Genomic DNA, 16,498 nt, shown 5'->3' with positions numbered 1-16,498 from the left:
ACTTTAGAATCAACTTTGTCGTGATCTTATAAAACATTTCCTTAAATTTGCTTCCATTATAAAAAAAATACAATAGTTATAAAAATCAAGCTATGTTACAAATCGCATTTATTAGAGAAAATCAAGAGAAAGTAATCAAGGCTTTAGCAAAACGAAATATCGATGCTAAAAGCGTTGTTGAAGAAGTCGTGCAATTAGACGAAAACCGTCGTGCTACACAAGTAGAATTAGACAACACTTTATCTGAATCTAATAAATTGTCCAAAGATATTGGAGAATTAATGAAAGCGGGAGAGAAGTCTAAAGCGGCAATCTTAAAAGAAAAAACGGTTTCATTAAAAGAAAAAAGTAAAGAACTAGGTGAAAAAGCAGATGCTTTGGCAGCCGAATTGACTGATAAATTATATACATTACCAAATCTTCCGGCTGATATTGTTCCTGAAGGAAAAACTCCGGATGACAATTTGAATGTTTTTGAAGAAGGTGATATTCCGGTTCTTCACGAAGGTGCACAACCTCACTGGGAATTGGTAAAAAAATATGATATCATCGATTTTGAATTGGGTGTGAAAATTGCCGGTGCAGGATTTCCGGTTTATAAAGGAAAAGGAGCTCGTTTGCAACGTGCTTTGATCAATTACTTTTTAGATAAAAATACTGCTGCAGGATATAACGAAGTTCAGGTGCCGCATTTGGTAAATGAAGCTTCAGGTTACGGAACAGGACAATTACCGGACAAAGAAGGACAAATGTATCATTCAACAATTGATGATTTATATTTGATTCCAACGGCTGAGGTTCCTGTTACGAATTTATTCCGCGATGTTCTTTTAACTGAAGCTGAATTACCGGTTTTATATACGGCATATACGCCATGTTTCCGTCGTGAAGCAGGTTCTTACGGAGCACACGTACGCGGATTAAACCGTTTGCACCAATTTGATAAAGTAGAAATCGTGCGTGTTGAACATCCTGATAAGTCTTATGAAGCACTTGACGGAATGGTAGAACACGTAAAAGATATTTTGAAAGAATTGAAATTGCCTTACCGTGTTTTACGTTTATGTGGTGGCGATATGGGTTTCACATCGGCTTTGACGTACGATTTTGAAGTGTTTTCTACAGCGCAGGATCGTTGGTTAGAGATTAGTTCAGTTTCTAACTTCGAGACTTTTCAGGCAAATCGCTTGAAATTGCGTTTCAAAGACAAAGACGGAAAAAACCAATTGGCACACACGCTTAACGGAAGTTCATTGGCTTTGCCAAGAGTTTTGGCAGGAATATTAGAAAATTACCAAACTCCGGAAGGAATCGTAATTCCGGAAGTTTTACGTCCTTACTGCGGATTTGATATTATAAATTAAAATAACTTTTATAGTTCTTATAGTCAACCTAACAGGTTTTTAAAATCTGTTAGGTTTCTTAATTTTAGCTAGGAACTTGAACAAAAAAATAAAGCAAGATGAACGGAATTTTAAATTGGAATGTAGATCCGGTTATTTTCATGATAACAGATAGTTTTCCTTTAAAATATTATGGAGCTCTTTTTGCTTGCGGGCTTTTACTGGGGTATTACATCGTAAGAAATATTTACAAAAAAGAACATCTTTCGCTGGATAATCTCGATAGTTTACTGGTATATGTAATCGTTGGGACCATTTTAGGCGCAAGATTAGGACATTGTTTTTTTTATGAACCAGCTTATTTTTTGCAACACCCAATAGAGATTCTTTTACCCATTCAGAAAGTAGCGGGAGTTTACAAATTTGTAGGTTATCAGGGTTTAGCAAGTCACGGAGGATCAATTGGGGTTTTGATCGCAATGATCTTATACTGCCGAAAATACAAGGTTAAATTCTTATGGATTTTAGATAAAATGGCGATTGGAGTTCCGGTTACAGGAGCTTTTATCAGGTTTGGAAATTTTATGAATTCTGAAATCTACGGAAAACCAACAAACGGAAATTGGGGTGTTGTTTTCGAAAGAGACGATATGATCCCAAGGCATCCAACGCAATTGTATGAAGCATTTGCTTATTTATTGATTTTCGGAATTGTTCTTTATCTTTATAAATCAAAGAATATTAGAAAATCAGACGGATTAATTTTTGGATATTTCCTAACTTTAATGTTTGTAGCCCGATTTATAATCGAATTTTTTAAAGAAAATCAGGAAAGCTTCGAGAATAATATGATCATTAATATGGGACAAATACTTAGTATTCCGTTTATATTAATTGGCGTAGCTTTGATAATCTGGAAATCTAAGAAAGTATAGTTTACAGTCGCAGTTTTTAGTCGCAGTATTCAGTCGCAGTGACAGTTTACAGTGAATTACGATGATTACTTAGGCTGATCCTGATAGCTATTGCGAGAGACTGAATACTGAAAACCGGAACTGAAAACTAATAACTGAGACTGAAAACTGCGACTGAAAAAGACTGAATACTGAAAAAAGACTGAAATATGAAAAACATCTTTATTTATATCGTTTTATTATGGTCTGGTTTTGCATTTGCACAAAATGAGCAATTGGCGCAATATTACTACGATAAAGGTGATTTCGAGAAAGCTAAAATTAGTTACGAAGAGCTTTTAAAAGCTTCACCATCCAATACTCAGTATTTTTTAAGAACGGTAGATTGTTATCAGCAATTGCAGCAATTTGATCTGGCACAAAAAATCATTCAGGAACGTTATAACCGATACAAACAAGGTGTTTTTCTAGTAGAATTGGGATATAATTTTCAATTACAGAAAAACGAGGCTAAAGCCAAAGATTACTACGAGCAGGCCATCGAAAAAATCAAAACAAGTCCGAATGATGTGTACGGAATTGCGAATTCTTTCGAGAAAAAAGTATTGCTCGAATATGCATTAAAATCCTATCAGGCCGCAATGCAGATTCAGCCCAATTATAATTTCAATTTCCAGATCGGGATGTTGTACGGGCAGTTAGGTAAAACAGATCAGATGATCGAACTTTTACTGACAGAATCGTATAAAAATCCGCAAAATGCCAATTTAATTCAAACGCAATTATCGCGTTTCATGAACGGTGAAACGGATAATACGGCTTTTAAAGATGCTATGCGAAAAGCTTTGATCTTAAGAACTCAAAAAGATCAGGACGTTTTCTGGAATCATTATCTAAGTTGGTTTTATGTACAGCAAAAAGAATTTGGGAAAGCCTTTATTCAGGAAAAAGCCATTTACAAACGCGAACCGGAATCACTTTCGAGTATTGTCAATTTAAGTCAGTTTGCCTTAAATGAAGATGATACTGAAACGGCTGAGGAAATCCTGAATTTTATATTGCTAAATACCAAAGATTTAGATTTATTAGTACAGACGAATTCGTATTTAATGCAAATTAAAATCGATAGAGCACAGGAAAAAGATTATCCAATTATTAGTGCAGAGTTACAACAATTGCTTACAACCTATGAAATAGCTCCTTTTACCTTATCTTTGCAAATTATTCAGGCGCATTTCCTGGCTTTTAATCTTAAAAAGACTGAAGAGGCTAAGACAATTATAAAAAAAGCGTTAGAATTAAATTTGAACGATTATCAAAAAGCAGATGCAAAGATGGAGTTGGCAGACATCTTGCTTTTAGAAGAAAAGTTCAATCAGGCGTTGATTTATTATTCGCAAATTCAATTGGATTTAAAGAATGATGTCATGGCGCACGAAGCAAGTTTAAAAGCAGCGAAAACAAGTTATTACAAAGGCGATTTCGAATGGGCTTTAAAACAGTTTAAAGAGTTGAAAGCGGCCAACACACAATTGATCGCCAATGATGCTCTTGAATATTTTTTGTTGATCAACGATAATACGGTTGCTGATTCGACACAAACGGCATTAAAGCAATTTGCAAAAGGAGACTTTTTGATTTATCAGAATAAGAAACCGGAAGCAATTGCCCAGTTTCAAAGCATTCTAAAGACCTTTAAAGGGCAGGAAATAGAAGCTGTAACATTGTTGCGTTTAGGTAAAATATATGAAAGTCAAAAAGATTTTAATTCGGCTTTAAGCCAATATCAACAGATCATTGACAATCATGGCGACGGAATTTATGTAGATGAAGCGCTGTTTTTTTCGGCAGAAATTTACAACGACGAATTGAAAGATACAGAAAAGGCAAAACCTTTATATGAAAAGGTAATTTTTAACCATCAGGATAGTATTTACTTTGTTGATGCAAGAAAAAAATACCGCGAGTTAAGAGGAGATAAAAATTTGTAGTTTGGTTTAACTGGTTATTTGTTTAACCGTTTAACCGAATTAACAAATAAACAAAGAATTAATAATACGATGATTTGCTTTTAAGAGTCTGGTAAATAAAACTCAGAACCTTAGAATCTCAGCATCTCAGAACCTTAGAAAAAAAATGATTATTTACAACGTTACTACCAATATACACGAAAGCGTTAAAGACCAATGGCTAAAGTGGATGCAGGAAAAACACATACCGGAAATTCTGGCAACGCAAAAATTTTCTTCGGCAAGAATCGTAAGAGTTATGATTGAAGAAGAAATGGGAGGTATCACTTATTCTGTTCAGTATGTTACGGATAGCAAAGAAACTTTAGAAAGATATTATATCGAAGATGAACCAAAATTTCATCAGGAAGCTTTGGCGTTATTTGCTGATAAATTGCTTTCTTTCAGAACAGAGTTAGAATTAATTTCAGATCATTAAAGAGACTTTTAGTCTGGAAATCTAAGAATCTAAAAAAAGAAATTATGGAAATTCGATTTCAAACTAAAGAAGAAAGTAATAAGCAACAACAAGAAGATTTTTTGAAGTTGTCTAAAACGGAAAGATTTTATAGTTTTTTACGCTTAAGCGAAAGAATGAGCAGGTTTCCCGTGAAGAATAAAGTGGATAAAAACAAAGACAATTTTATAATTGTAATAAAAACAAAATAAGATGTCAAAATTGTGGGATCAGAATATTGATCAGTTTATAGCTTTAGCGAACAAATATAAAGTTCGGATGTTAATGGTTGGCGGAGGAGCTGTTAATTTTCATGGATATCAAAGACATTCAGCTGATGTTGATTTTTGGATAGAAACAACAGAGGGAAATTTTAAAAAGCTAGTGATGGTTTTTAATGAAATGGGGCATGAAATTGATGATTTTCCTGAAAACGTAAAGCAAGAACAACAAAATATATCAATCAAATTTTCTCCTGTAGATTTGGATTTAGAATTAATTACCAAGTTTTCAGTAAATAAAAGTTTTGATGAAGCTTATAGAGATAGTGAGGAAACCACAGTTAATGATAAAACATTTTTAAAGTGGAATGTTTTGTCTTTAGAAGATTTGATTACAAGTAAAATTAAAGCAAATAGAGCAAAAGATTTATTGGATGTTCAACAGCTTCGAGAAATAAATAAGAAATAGATTATTCGATATTTTGAAAATCTAACAATCTAAGAGGTCTAAGGATCTAAGAATCTAAAAAAAATGGAAAAAGTAAAAGCTAAAAAACATTTAGGACAACATTTCCTGAAAGACGAAAGCATCGCAAAAGCAATTGCAGATACTTTAAGTTTAAAAGGATACGATGAGGTTTTAGAGATAGGACCGGGGATGGGTGTGTTGACTAAGTATTTGCTTGACAAACCAATTAACACGCACGTGATCGAGATCGATGGTGAATCTGTGGTGTATTTGGGTGAAAATTATCCAAAACTAAAAGATAAAATTATCTCTCAGGATTTCCTGAAATACAATATAAACGAGGTTTACGAAAATAAACAATTCGCTATTATTGGAAATTTCCCTTATAATATTTCGACGCAAATTGTTTTCAGGACTTTAGAATTCAAACATCAGATTCCGGAATTTTCGGGGATGTTTCAAAAAGAAGTTGCTGAAAGAATATGCGAGAAAAAAGGCTCAAAAGCATACGGAATCTTATCCGTACTGGCTCAGGCTTTCTATGATACAGAGTATCTGTTTACCGTAGATGAAAACGTCTTTATTCCTCCGCCCAAGGTCAAGTCGGGTGTGATGAAAATGACCCGAAAGGAAGATTATAGCCTTCCGTGCGGAGAAAGGTTGTTTTTTACAGTAGTAAAAACGGCTTTTCAGCAAAGACGAAAAACATTACGTAACAGTTTGAAAACATTAAATTTATCTGATGAATTGCGATTAGACACTATCTTTGATAAACGTCCTGAGCAGCTTAGCGTAGACGAATTTATTGTTCTGACTCAAAAAATAGAAGCCGATGGAGTTCAAAGTTAGCAAAGAATTAATCCACCAGTTAGAGGAACATATCGTTAGCAAAAACGACAAAGAACTTGAAGTTTTACTTAATGACCTGCACCACGCTGATATCGCCGAAATCCTGGATGAGCTGGATTTCGACGAGGCAACTTATATTTTTAAGGTTTTAGATAGTGATAAAACGGCAGAAATTCTTCTGGAACTGGAGGATGACTTACGTGAAAATATCTTAAGCCGACTTTCGCCTAAAGAAATTGCAGAAGAGCTTGATGAGCTTGAAACCAATGACGCGGCGGATATTATTGGTGAACTTTCGCAAGAAATAAAAGCGGAGGTAATCTCAGAACTTAATGACGTTGAACACGCAAAAGACATTGTCGATTTGTTGCGTTACGATGAAAATTCTGCCGGTGGTTTGATGGGGAAAGAGTTGGTGAAAGTCAACGAAAACTGGAATGTATTAACTTGTGTGAAAGAAATGCGTATTCAGGCAGAAAACGTTTCCAGAGTACATTCTATTTATGTAGTTGATGATGAAAATCGCCTTAAAGGAAGATTGTCATTAAAAGATTTACTAACCACATCAACCAAAACACAGATCTCTGATATTTATATTCGAAAATTAAACTTTGTAAACGTAGATACCGAAGATGTTGAGGTAGCACGTATCATGCAAAAATACGATTTAGAGGCCATTCCGGTGGTAGATGAATTAGGACGATTGGTAGGAAGAATTACCATCGATGATATAGTAGACGTAATCAAGGACGAAGCAGATAAGGATTACCAATTAGCAGCGGGTATTACGCAAGACGTAGAATCAAACGATAGTGTTCTTGAACTTACAAAAGCACGTTTGCCGTGGCTTTTAATAGGAATGGTAATCGAAATTGTAGCATCATTTGTTCTAAAAGGAAACGAAGCAACCTTTCAAAAATATTCAACCTTAATTATTTTCGTTCCGTTACTTTCTGCAACTGCAGGAAATATTGGAGTTCAGGCATCGGCAATTGTGGTGCAGGGTTTGGCAAACGGAACATTAAAAGAATTTAGCAGAGGTTATTTTAGTAAAGAGATAAGCGTTTCGATGATTTCAGGAACCATTATTTCGTTGCTTTTATTGGCGTATCATTCTGTAATGTACCAACAATATTTAGTGGGAATCGCGATTTCTATTTCGATGATTGTAGTAATCTTATTTGCTGCGACATTAGGAACTTTGGTACCGCTGTTTTTACATAAAAATAAAATTGACCCCGCAATTGCAACTGGTCCGTTTATTACCACAACCAATGATGTATTTGGAATTATGCTCTACTTTGGAGTAGCCAAATTGATTCTTGGTTTCTAAGTTTTTGCAACAAATTAATAGAATGCAGTGATTTAAGATCTGTAAAATCTGTGTAATTTGTGGCTGAAAAATTCGCTATTAACCAGCCAATAAATAAGCAATGAAAGTACATATCATAGGAGGGGGAAATCTTGGGGTTTCTATAGCCTTGGGAATTGCTAAATTCTCAAAAAATAACCAGGTTACCGTTACCAGAAGAAATATCGCAAGTATTCAATATTTGACAGAGTACGGAATCACGGTTTCATCAGATAATAAACATAATATTCAAGAGGCCGATGTGGTAATTTTAACCATAAAGCCTTATCAGGTTGATACTGTTTTAGCCGAAATTTTATCAGCAATTCCGGGAAAAACTATTGCTTCGGCAGTGAGTGGTTTATCTTTGGATGTGCTTCAGGAAAAAACAAACGGTACTTTTCCGGTAGTGCGTATTATGCCTAATATCGCAGCGCAGTTTGGCGAATCGGCAACCTGTATTTCTTTCCCTGAAAAGGACAGAGAAAAAGCATTGCCAATTGTTGACTTGTTTCAGGATTTAGGAACAGCACCTGTAATCGACGAAAAGTTAATGGATGCAGCAACAGTTCTTGGAGCTTGCGGAACAGCTTATGCTTTAAGATATATTCGCGCTTCGATGCAAGCCGGAATCGAAATAGGTTTTGATTCTCAAACTGCATTAGCCATCGCGGCACAAACTGTAAAAGGAGCGGCTAAAATGTTATTAGAGGAGAAAGTGCATCCGGAACAATTAATCGATCGTGTAACGACGCCTCAGGGCTGTACAATCGTTGGTTTGAACGAAATGGAACACAATGGCTTCAGTTCTTCTTTAATAAAAGGAATCAAAACTTCTTTGAAACAAATCAAGGGATAAGATTTAATAAAATACAATCCCGAAGCTTCGGGATAAAATTCCAAATTCCAACTTGTTGGGGTTTGGGATTTTTTGTTTAAAAGTGTTATTGATTTAGTTTGTCACTTCGACGGAGGAGAAGTCACACCAGAAACTCGTCAAAAATTGAAAGAAATCTAGTTGTGGAATAATTGGAGTTTATTAATTATGACAATATTCAATTAAATCGCCTATATCTTTTTTATTTAAAACTTTGGAAAATTTAATTCTATGATAATCAATTCCAAATTGTTCAATTTTAGTACTGTCAATCTTGTTTCTTTTATTTGTTAACCATTTTTTCATTACTAATGAATCAACTTGATACAATGCAGGTCCGGTAGATCTTGCGTTTTTTTTATGACACGCTGCACAATTTGAATTAAAAATCTCTTTTCCCTTTGTTTCATTTTCTGTTGAATCAGGATTTCCGCAAAATGCAGGCACTGGAATTGCGCAAATTGAATAGGCGGGTGATGCGTATGTTTTTATTTGATAAAATATGATTCCAACAAGCAGAATAATTAATGATATAAAAAAAAATAAAATATGACGGATTCTCTTCATTTGCCAAAGGATTCAGTTGGAATTTGGAATTTCAAAAGATTGGAATTTATTTCTTAATAAGCTGTATATATTTCCTCCCACATTCTGAAAGCTTTGTATACGAATTCATAGCATTTCCATAATTCTGAATCGTAAGTGTGTCTTTAGTATAACTGGCACCAATTCCTACCGGAATATCTGGCTGTTGAGAATTGGATTCAGAGTCAGCGATAGAATCATTGTCTTCTTCACGACTAATATCACCTTCGTATTCATCCCATTCAATACCTTCTAAAACAAGAATTTTTTCTCCGGATTCGTTGGTGGTCATATTGGCGATGCCTTTTAGTTGACGAAGTTTTGTTTTAAGAAAATAAGAATAACCTTTTTTTTCTTTGATAATTTCGATAGACATCACACACTCGTTACTGTTGTCCGGTTCCGCTTGTGTTTCGTATAGTCCTTCAATAGATTCACTATCCGCGCTGGTTTTATTAAGAGTTTTTGTTTCAGAATTATTTTTCTCAACAACAGCTTCTGATTTTTTGCAAGATGAAATGAGCAAAATTGCGACCAATATAACCGTAAGTTTAGCGATATAATTCATCATTTTGAGCTTTTGTTTTGTGTCAGAATAAATTTTAAATAAACAAAACCAAAGATTCCGGAAAGTACTGACGCAATCAAAATGGCAATTTTAGAAAATACAATAACTTCAGGATCTTTAAAAGCTAAAAGTGTGATGAAGATAGACATTGTAAAACCTATTCCGCCTAGCATTCCTGCGCCTAGAATATGCGCCCATTTTAAACTTTTAGGCAAAGCACACAATCCGGCAGTAACTCCAATCGAAGAAAAAAGCAAAATCCCCAATGGTTTTCCTATCACTAAACCTAAAATAATACCGTATGTATTAGGATGATTTAATCCCTGATGCCAATCAGACTCGATTGCTATACAGGTATTTGCAATAGCAAATAGTGGTAAAATTACAAAAGCAACAGGTTTGTGTAAAAAGTGCTGCAGTTTATATGAAGATGATTTTTCTCCGCCATCTCCAAACGGAATTACAAATGCCAGAATAACACCCGTAATGGTAGCATGAACCCCTGAATTAAGCATAAAATACCACATGACAACTCCTCCAATTAAATAAGGAATCAGGTTTTGAACTTTCATTCGATTCAAAATAAACAAGAAGCCCCATATTCCTAAAGCAATGGCAAGATTTACAAATGCTATCGAGGTGGTGTAAAATATTGCAATAACGATAATAGCGCCCAAATCATCAATAACGGCTAAAGCTGTTAAAAATACTTTTAAAGATGCCGGAACTTTTTTTCCTAAAAGAGATAAGATTCCAATGGCAAACGCGATATCAGTCGCCATAGGAATTCCTGCTCCGTTTTGCGTTGCAGTTCCAAAATTCAAAGCCAGGAAAATAGCGGCAGGAACCAACATTCCGCCAAATGCAGCCATAATTGGCAACGAAGCATTTTTTATGCTCGATAGTTCGCCATGGTATATTTCGCGTTCTAATTCCAGACCAATCAATAAAAAGAAAATGGTCATTAGTCCGTCATTGATCCAGTGCGTGATCGAATGTCCGCCTAAATCTTTTTCCCAAAAGGCAATATAAGGTACTTGAAAAGAAGAATTTGCAAGGTATAGTGATATAATCGTAACAAATAGTAAGAGTAACCCTCCTGATTTTTCGTTTTCAAAAAAGGCTTTAAAAGTCTTGGTTAGTTTCATTGTGGAGGGTTTCTGAAGATTTAAAAAAGAGAAATTTTCTCTATTTGTATTTATTCAAAGTTAAAAAAAATCTCACCAATAAAAAATTCAGCGCGTTTCTATTTGACTTTACAACATCTTTACAATAAATTTTGATGCTTTTTACAAGCTTTTTAATCGTTGTTGATTTAAGAAAAAACTTAAAAAATAATAGTATTTTCGTGCTTCTTAATAACCAAAACCAACTTAATGAACTATAAAATAGGTCTTTCCCGCGCTTTAATACTTTTTTTATTCTGATTCAAATTTCCTGTAAAAAAGAAAACACTCAAAATGATGGAGAAATCTCTGAAAAAAAGCCCATTCCTGTAAGTATCGACAAAAACTATCAAAAAGATGAGCCGATAACCGGCAATGAAAAACTGAAAGTTAAATCAGTTATTCATTTTTCGAAAAAGTACAATTCGCCCGAATTATGGCAATATAAATGGGATATGAAAACCGGATATCTTGAAGGCGTTCATGCGTTAGCCAACGGAAATATGCTTTTCGTGATCGAAGAAAGTGATGAAAATCGAAGTAATAATACTGCTTTTGTATTAATACTTGATAAAGAAGGGAAAGAAGTAAAAAAGCAAAAACTGGCATTAAAACATAGAACAAAATATGATCTTTTTACCACGCAGGTTGAAACAGACAATCAAGGCGGTTTTACATTATTTATCAAAAAAGAAGATAGAACTTTAACTCAGTCCGTTGAAGAACAAAGCGGAGAAGGAAGAATGCGCTATAACCTGAAAGAATATCATATCGATAAACTAAAATTTAATAATACCTATTCAGGTTATGAAACGGTTAGTAAATCAATGGAATCAATATTGCTAAAATCTTTTCAGGAAAAAGGCATTTCATATATATCAACAGGTAATTTTTATGTTGAATATCTAAAAGGTAAAATCTTTGTTTACGGTCAGGTTGGAAAGTCTGAAATAGAGCAAATGCCCTTTGTTGCAGTACTCGACACTAATCTTAAGCTTATAAAGGTGAATGTTTTTGAGCAGTACGCAGATACCAAAATCGATAAAATAAAATTGAATAGTGATGGTGGTTTGTATATCGAAGGAACAGAAAATACCAGTGCCGATGGTTACTATTATGCAACAAATAAAAGATTTACAGTAAACTCAGATTTAAAAGTAACTACAGACAAGTCAGATAAAGAACCTTATGAATCTGTTTATCGCGGACCATCGGCACCTGAGGAAAGTGATGAAGAGGAAAGTGAAACTGAAACTTCTGAAAAAGAAACTCAGGAATCTGTTGCTGAACCTGCAAAAGAAGAAACATGGTCGACCGTTACATTTTATAAAGACGAAGTAAAAAAGGAAACGTATAACTTTAAGCAAAAAGGAATGTTTTCGAATAAAATCATATTCGAAAAAACGAATTCAGATAATACAGCTTTATGGCAAATACAATTTGTATTTCCGGATAATTACGAAGTCCCGTACATCAATAGTGCAGAAGGATTTAAGCGCGTCAATGGAGATTTTGTGTTTTGGTTGTACTTAACGGAAAAATCTGATGGAGATGAAAAACAAAGCGTGGCAATTTTCGTGATCAATAAAGAAGGACGTTTAATTCGTCAGTTTCAAACACCGGGTTATCCTGCTCTTACTGAGTTTAGAATGGCAGAATCAAATGGTCAGCTAACGACTGGAGTGATAAAATACGATTCACCATATGCGTTTTATTCCTTTACTTATCTTTTAGACTAATAAAAAAAGATTTCAATATGATTTGGTGATTTACATTTTTGTTCCATGAGTAATGGAAGAAAAATATAAAGAATTAGCCGTATTTTTGTTCCAATAAAAAACAACTACAATGAGCATAAAAATTCTGCATATCGACAGTAATAACCCGATTCTTTGGCAACAACTAGAAGAAGCTGGTTTTGAAAACCACGCCGATTTTAAATCTTCTAAGGAAGAAATCGAAAATAAAATTCAGGATTATAACGGAATCGTAATTCGAAGCCGTTTTAAAATCGATAAAACTTTTTTAGATAAAGCTGTCAATTTACAGTTTATTGCCAGAGTTGGCGCGGGTTTAGAAAGTATCGATTGTGAATATGCCGAAACAAAAGGAATACATTTAATTGCTGCTCCGGAAGGTAATCGCAACGCTGTTGCAGAACATTCATTGGGAGTGATTTTATCTTTATTCAATAATTTAAATCAGGCTGATGCCGAGATAAAAGCCGGACACTGGAACCGTGAAAGCAATCGCGGTCACGAACTTGACGGAAAAACAGTAGGGATTATTGGTTACGGAAACATGGGAAAGGCTTTCGCCAAAAAACTTCGTGGTTTTGAAGTAGATGTGATCTTTCATGATATCTTAGAGAATATTGGTGACGAAAATGCCAGACAAGTTTCATTAAAGGAATTGCAACAAAAAGCTGATGTTTTGAGTTTGCATCTTCCGTGGACTCCTGAAACGGACAAAATGGTTGACACGAGTTTTATAAATGCATTTGCAAAGCCATTCTGGATTGTAAATACTTCGCGCGGTAAAAATATCGTTACAGCAGATTTAGTAGAAGCCATGAAGTCAAAAAAGATTTTGGGAGCAGGTCTGGACGTTTTAGAGTATGAGAAATTATCTTTTGAAACCTTGTTTCAGGATAAAAACACACCCGAAGCTTTTCAGTATCTTTTAGAAGCTAAAAACGTTTTGCTTACGCCTCATATCGCGGGTTGGACTTTTGAGAGCCACGAACGTTTGGCGCAGGTAATTGTCGATAAAATAAAGGCAGTGTACTCTAAGTAAGTGCAGTAAAAATGAACCCAGGCGGCTTGTATTATTTTTAGAGTTTTATAACGAGTTTTTTCTGTACAATTTCCAGGCGATTATTAGTTTTTAATATTAATTTTTAATAATATTGTTTCTAAATAAGGAGTAGCCGAAAATCCGAAGAGTAGGAATTAACCAATTAATTTTTAATAATAAAAATGGAAAATAATTTTAAAGAAACGTCTAATGATTTTAATGAACAAATTCCGGTATTTAAAGTAGATCCAATAATGGTATTGGTTTTCGGCTTTTTAACTTGTGGTTTATATTTAATTTATTGGAATATTAAAGTTGCAGAGGTTTTTAATGCTGTAGCTAAAAAAGAAGTTATTTCTCAGCCAATTGCAATTTTTGCAGGGTGTTGTATGCCGGTAAATATTTATTTTTACTACTTAGCAGGAAAAGAAGCATTGCCAAAAGTTTACGAAAAAACAGGTGAACTTCAAAAAGATCAATCTACTTTATTAATTGTGTTAGGACTTTTCTTTCCTATGGCAGCAGCAATGATTGTACAAGGTGATATCAACAGATTATACAAATAATAGCAGAGTAAAGCGTAAAGTTTACGGAATTATCGGTGCAGCAATTACACTGATAATTCCGTTTTTACTAATGCTTAACAATCACAACGACCATTTAGAGACAGATCAGTCGTTTTGTCCCTTCAAAATGGTTACAGGATTTCCTTGTCCCGGTTGTGGTATAACAAAATCACTGGTGTATTTCTATCAGGGAGATATTTATAAAAGTGTTAGTTATCATATTTTAGGACCTTTTGTTATTTTATTTTGCTGGTTGACCATTATTATATTGACTACAGAAATTATAACCAAAAAAGAATATTTTACAGGACTTTTATACAATAGAAAATTGGCTTATAATATGGCTTATTTCCTCGCCTTTTATCATTTGATACGATTAGTTCTATTTGTTAGAAATAATTCTTTTGATGATATATTACACCAATCGATTTGGTTTTAAAACATAAAAAAAACTCATAAGTTAAGGCTTATGAGTTTTTTTATCTTATATAAGATTTACGTCTAATCTTCCTTTTCAGATAATTTACGTTCCAGTTCTATTTGAAACTCTTCGATAACAGGTTTCATAGTGCTTTCAGGAATATCTGCGATTCTAATGTACATTAAACCATCTACGGCATTGTTAAACAAAGGATCGACGTTAAAAGCGACAACGCGTGCATTTTGCTTGATGTATTTTTTAATTAAAACAGGCAAACGTAAATTTCCTGGTTCTAATTCGTCAATGATTTTATCAAATTTGTTTAAGTCAGATTCAGCCTCATCAAAGATAAAATCTTTATCAGCATCTTTCAGTTTTACCTTGTATGCCTTCTTTGGGTGAATGTATTGCGCGATATACGGATCGTAGTAATTCGACTTCATGAACTCGATCATCAATGATTTAGAGAAATCAGAGAATTGATTACTAATACTTACTCCACCCAACAAATACTTATGCTCAGGGTAACGCAAAGTAGTATGAATAATACCTTTCCACAACAAGAACAAAGGCATTGGTTTTTGCTGATATTCTTTGATGATAAACGCACGACCCATTTCGATCGATTTGTGCATCATATCATGCAATTCAGGCTCGAATCTAAATAAATCATTCAAATAAAAACCTTCAATTCCGTATTTAGGGTAAATTTCAGAACCCAATCCCATACGATAAGCACCGGCAATTTTCTTAGTATCCTCATCCCATAAAAACATATGGTGATAATACTGATCAAACTGGTCTAAGTCGATAGATTCATTGGTTCCTTCACCCACTTCACGAAAAGTAATTTCACGCAAACGGCCAATTTCATGCAAGATATTCGGTATAGATTTCGCTCTTGCAAAAAATACCTCATAGTTTTTACTCTGCAATAAACGACAGTCGCTGTTTCTTAACGCATTAACTTCGTCAATCATTTTTGATTCACTTGCCGGTGTTACGATTTTTTTAGGCGCTTTTGGTATTTTTAAACTTGCTGTGTCCAGTAATTTATGGTCCTTTTCAAAAGGATTTGCCAGCATATACGTCTTCTTTCTTAAAAACTCAGAGTATTCTTCAAACGATTCAATTTCGTTTTGCTCGTTTACAGAAATTGGTTTACCAATACGTACCTTAATTACACGATCTTTTTGCGTAAGCAATTCTGATGGTAATTTTGCAGTTCTTAAAGTATCATCAATTTTAGACAACCAATAAAATAATCTACTGTTTTTAGCATGAAAATAAATAGGTACAACCGGAACTTTAGCCTTTCTGATCAATTTTAGAGCACCTTCTTCCCACGGTTTATCTACTACTAATTTTCCGTCTCTGTAAGTCGAAACTTCCCCGGCAGGGAAAATTCCTAACGGTTTTCCGTCACTTAAATGACGCAAAGTTTCTTTAATTCCAACCACGCTCGATTTAGCATCCTTATGATTCTCAAAAGGATTCACCGGCATGATGTATTTTTTTAGCGGAACAATTCGGTGTAATAAAAAGTTAGCGATGATCTTGAAATTTGGTTCTCTTTCGAGCATTAATTTCAATAGCAAAATACCATCAATTCCTCCAAGCGGATGATTTGAAATGGTAATATAAGCACCATCTTTAGGCAAACGTTTTAAATCTTCTTCCGGAATTTCGAATTTAATTTGCAATTCATCCAATACTCCGTTCAAAAACGCAACGTCTTCTAAATGTTTATTATGATCGTAAATTTTATTAAGGGTAGAAATTTTAAGGACCTTCATGAGAATCCAGCCTGAAAAAGTACCAAGAACTCCGTACTTCTCAACATTTATTGCCTTTGCAACTTCTTTCGCGGTAACTAAACCCATGTACTATTTTTAATTTATTAGAG

General features: G+C 34.2%; 17 protein-coding genes. 13 read left to right on the top strand and 4 right to left on the bottom strand.

All coding sequences use genetic code 11. From position 1 onward, the window contains the following. Window positions 1-92: 92 nt before the first annotated feature. From serS to proC, 9 genes are all read left to right on the top strand, one after another. A complete protein-coding gene (serS, locus tag L0669_RS04405; RefSeq protein WP_173969409.1) occupies window positions 93-1,364 on the top strand; it encodes a serine--tRNA ligase in 1,272 nt (423 codons plus the stop codon). 98 nt (window positions 1,365-1,462) lie between these two features. After that, entirely contained in the window at window positions 1,463-2,278 is an 816-nt protein-coding gene (gene lgt, locus L0669_RS04400) for a prolipoprotein diacylglyceryl transferase (protein WP_263761611.1), read from the top strand. A 188-nt stretch (window positions 2,279-2,466) separates the two neighbouring features. Beyond that, a complete protein-coding gene (locus tag L0669_RS04395; RefSeq protein ID WP_263761609.1) occupies window positions 2,467-4,248 on the top strand; it encodes a tetratricopeptide repeat protein in 1,782 nt (593 codons plus the stop codon). Between the two features lie 145 nt (window positions 4,249-4,393). After that, window positions 4,394-4,705: a DUF4286 family protein gene (locus L0669_RS04390; protein ID WP_173969406.1), complete on the top strand. Its 312-nt coding sequence runs from the start codon at window positions 4,394-4,396 to the stop codon at window positions 4,703-4,705. A 44-nt stretch (window positions 4,706-4,749) separates the two neighbouring features. After that, window positions 4,750-4,935, top strand: coding sequence for a hypothetical protein (locus tag L0669_RS04385; protein ID WP_263761607.1), 186 nt, complete (start codon window positions 4,750-4,752; stop codon window positions 4,933-4,935). A gap of 1 nt (window position 4,936) precedes the next feature. Further along, a complete protein-coding gene (locus L0669_RS04380) occupies window positions 4,937-5,413 on the top strand; it encodes a nucleotidyl transferase AbiEii/AbiGii toxin family protein (protein ID WP_263761605.1) in 477 nt (158 codons plus the stop codon). Between the two features lie 63 nt (window positions 5,414-5,476). After that, window positions 5,477-6,262, top strand: a complete 786-nt coding sequence (gene rsmA, locus L0669_RS04375) for a 16S rRNA (adenine(1518)-N(6)/adenine(1519)-N(6))-dimethyltransferase RsmA (protein ID WP_083692330.1) — start codon at window positions 5,477-5,479, stop codon at window positions 6,260-6,262. Next, the gene (gene mgtE / locus L0669_RS04370; protein WP_055094223.1) at window positions 6,246-7,595 is read left to right on the top strand and encodes a magnesium transporter; all 1,350 of its coding nucleotides are present in this window, start codon (window positions 6,246-6,248) and stop codon (window positions 7,593-7,595) included. Before rsmA ends, mgtE begins: the two co-directional genes overlap by 17 nt. A gap of 100 nt (window positions 7,596-7,695) precedes the next feature. Beyond that, window positions 7,696-8,472, top strand: coding sequence for a pyrroline-5-carboxylate reductase (proC, locus tag L0669_RS04365; RefSeq protein WP_263761603.1), 777 nt, complete (start codon window positions 7,696-7,698; stop codon window positions 8,470-8,472). A 180-nt stretch (window positions 8,473-8,652) separates the two neighbouring features. On the opposite strand, the gene L0669_RS04360 is transcribed toward proC, so the two are convergent. The 3 genes from L0669_RS04360 to nhaA are packed head-to-tail and all read right to left on the bottom strand — an operon-like array spanning window position 8,653 to window position 10,791. After that, window positions 8,653-9,057: a c-type cytochrome gene (locus L0669_RS04360; protein WP_263761601.1), complete on the bottom strand. Its 405-nt coding sequence runs from the start codon at window positions 9,055-9,057 to the stop codon at window positions 8,653-8,655. 46 nt (window positions 9,058-9,103) lie between these two features. Further along, on the bottom strand, window positions 9,104-9,646 hold the full coding sequence (locus L0669_RS04355; protein WP_263761600.1) for a hypothetical protein: 543 nt from the start codon (window positions 9,644-9,646) through the stop codon (window positions 9,104-9,106). Continuing rightward, entirely contained in the window at window positions 9,643-10,791 is a 1,149-nt protein-coding gene (nhaA, locus tag L0669_RS04350) for a Na+/H+ antiporter NhaA (RefSeq protein ID WP_263761598.1), read from the bottom strand. The genes L0669_RS04355 and nhaA overlap by 4 nt, the downstream gene beginning before the upstream one ends. A 473-nt stretch (window positions 10,792-11,264) precedes the next feature. On the opposite strand from nhaA, the gene L0669_RS04345 reads away from it, so the two are divergent. From L0669_RS04345 to L0669_RS04330, 4 genes are all read left to right on the top strand, one after another. Continuing rightward, the gene (locus tag L0669_RS04345; protein WP_263761596.1) at window positions 11,265-12,548 is read left to right on the top strand and encodes a hypothetical protein; all 1,284 of its coding nucleotides are present in this window, start codon (window positions 11,265-11,267) and stop codon (window positions 12,546-12,548) included. A 109-nt stretch (window positions 12,549-12,657) separates the two neighbouring features. Continuing rightward, a complete protein-coding gene (locus L0669_RS04340; protein ID WP_263761594.1) occupies window positions 12,658-13,605 on the top strand; it encodes a 2-hydroxyacid dehydrogenase in 948 nt (315 codons plus the stop codon). 182 nt (window positions 13,606-13,787) lie between these two features. After that, the gene (locus tag L0669_RS04335) at window positions 13,788-14,171 is read left to right on the top strand and encodes a DUF4234 domain-containing protein (protein WP_263761591.1); all 384 of its coding nucleotides are present in this window, start codon (window positions 13,788-13,790) and stop codon (window positions 14,169-14,171) included. Continuing rightward, complete coding sequence (locus L0669_RS04330; RefSeq protein ID WP_263761589.1) at window positions 14,146-14,610, top strand: DUF2752 domain-containing protein; 465 nt, start codon at window positions 14,146-14,148, stop codon at window positions 14,608-14,610. Before L0669_RS04335 ends, L0669_RS04330 begins: the two co-directional genes overlap by 26 nt. Window positions 14,611-14,672: 62 nt before the next feature. On the opposite strand, the gene L0669_RS04325 is transcribed toward L0669_RS04330, so the two are convergent. Beyond that, window positions 14,673-16,475: a GNAT family N-acyltransferase gene (locus tag L0669_RS04325; RefSeq protein ID WP_173969395.1), complete on the bottom strand. Its 1,803-nt coding sequence runs from the start codon at window positions 16,473-16,475 to the stop codon at window positions 14,673-14,675. Window positions 16,476-16,498: the final 23 nt, after the last annotated feature.

It is taken from the genome of Flavobacterium bizetiae, assembly GCF_024271895.1.
Lineage (GTDB): Bacteria > Bacteroidota > Bacteroidia > Flavobacteriales > Flavobacteriaceae > Flavobacterium > Flavobacterium bizetiae.
This window is presented reverse-complemented; position numbering and strand designations above follow the sequence as displayed.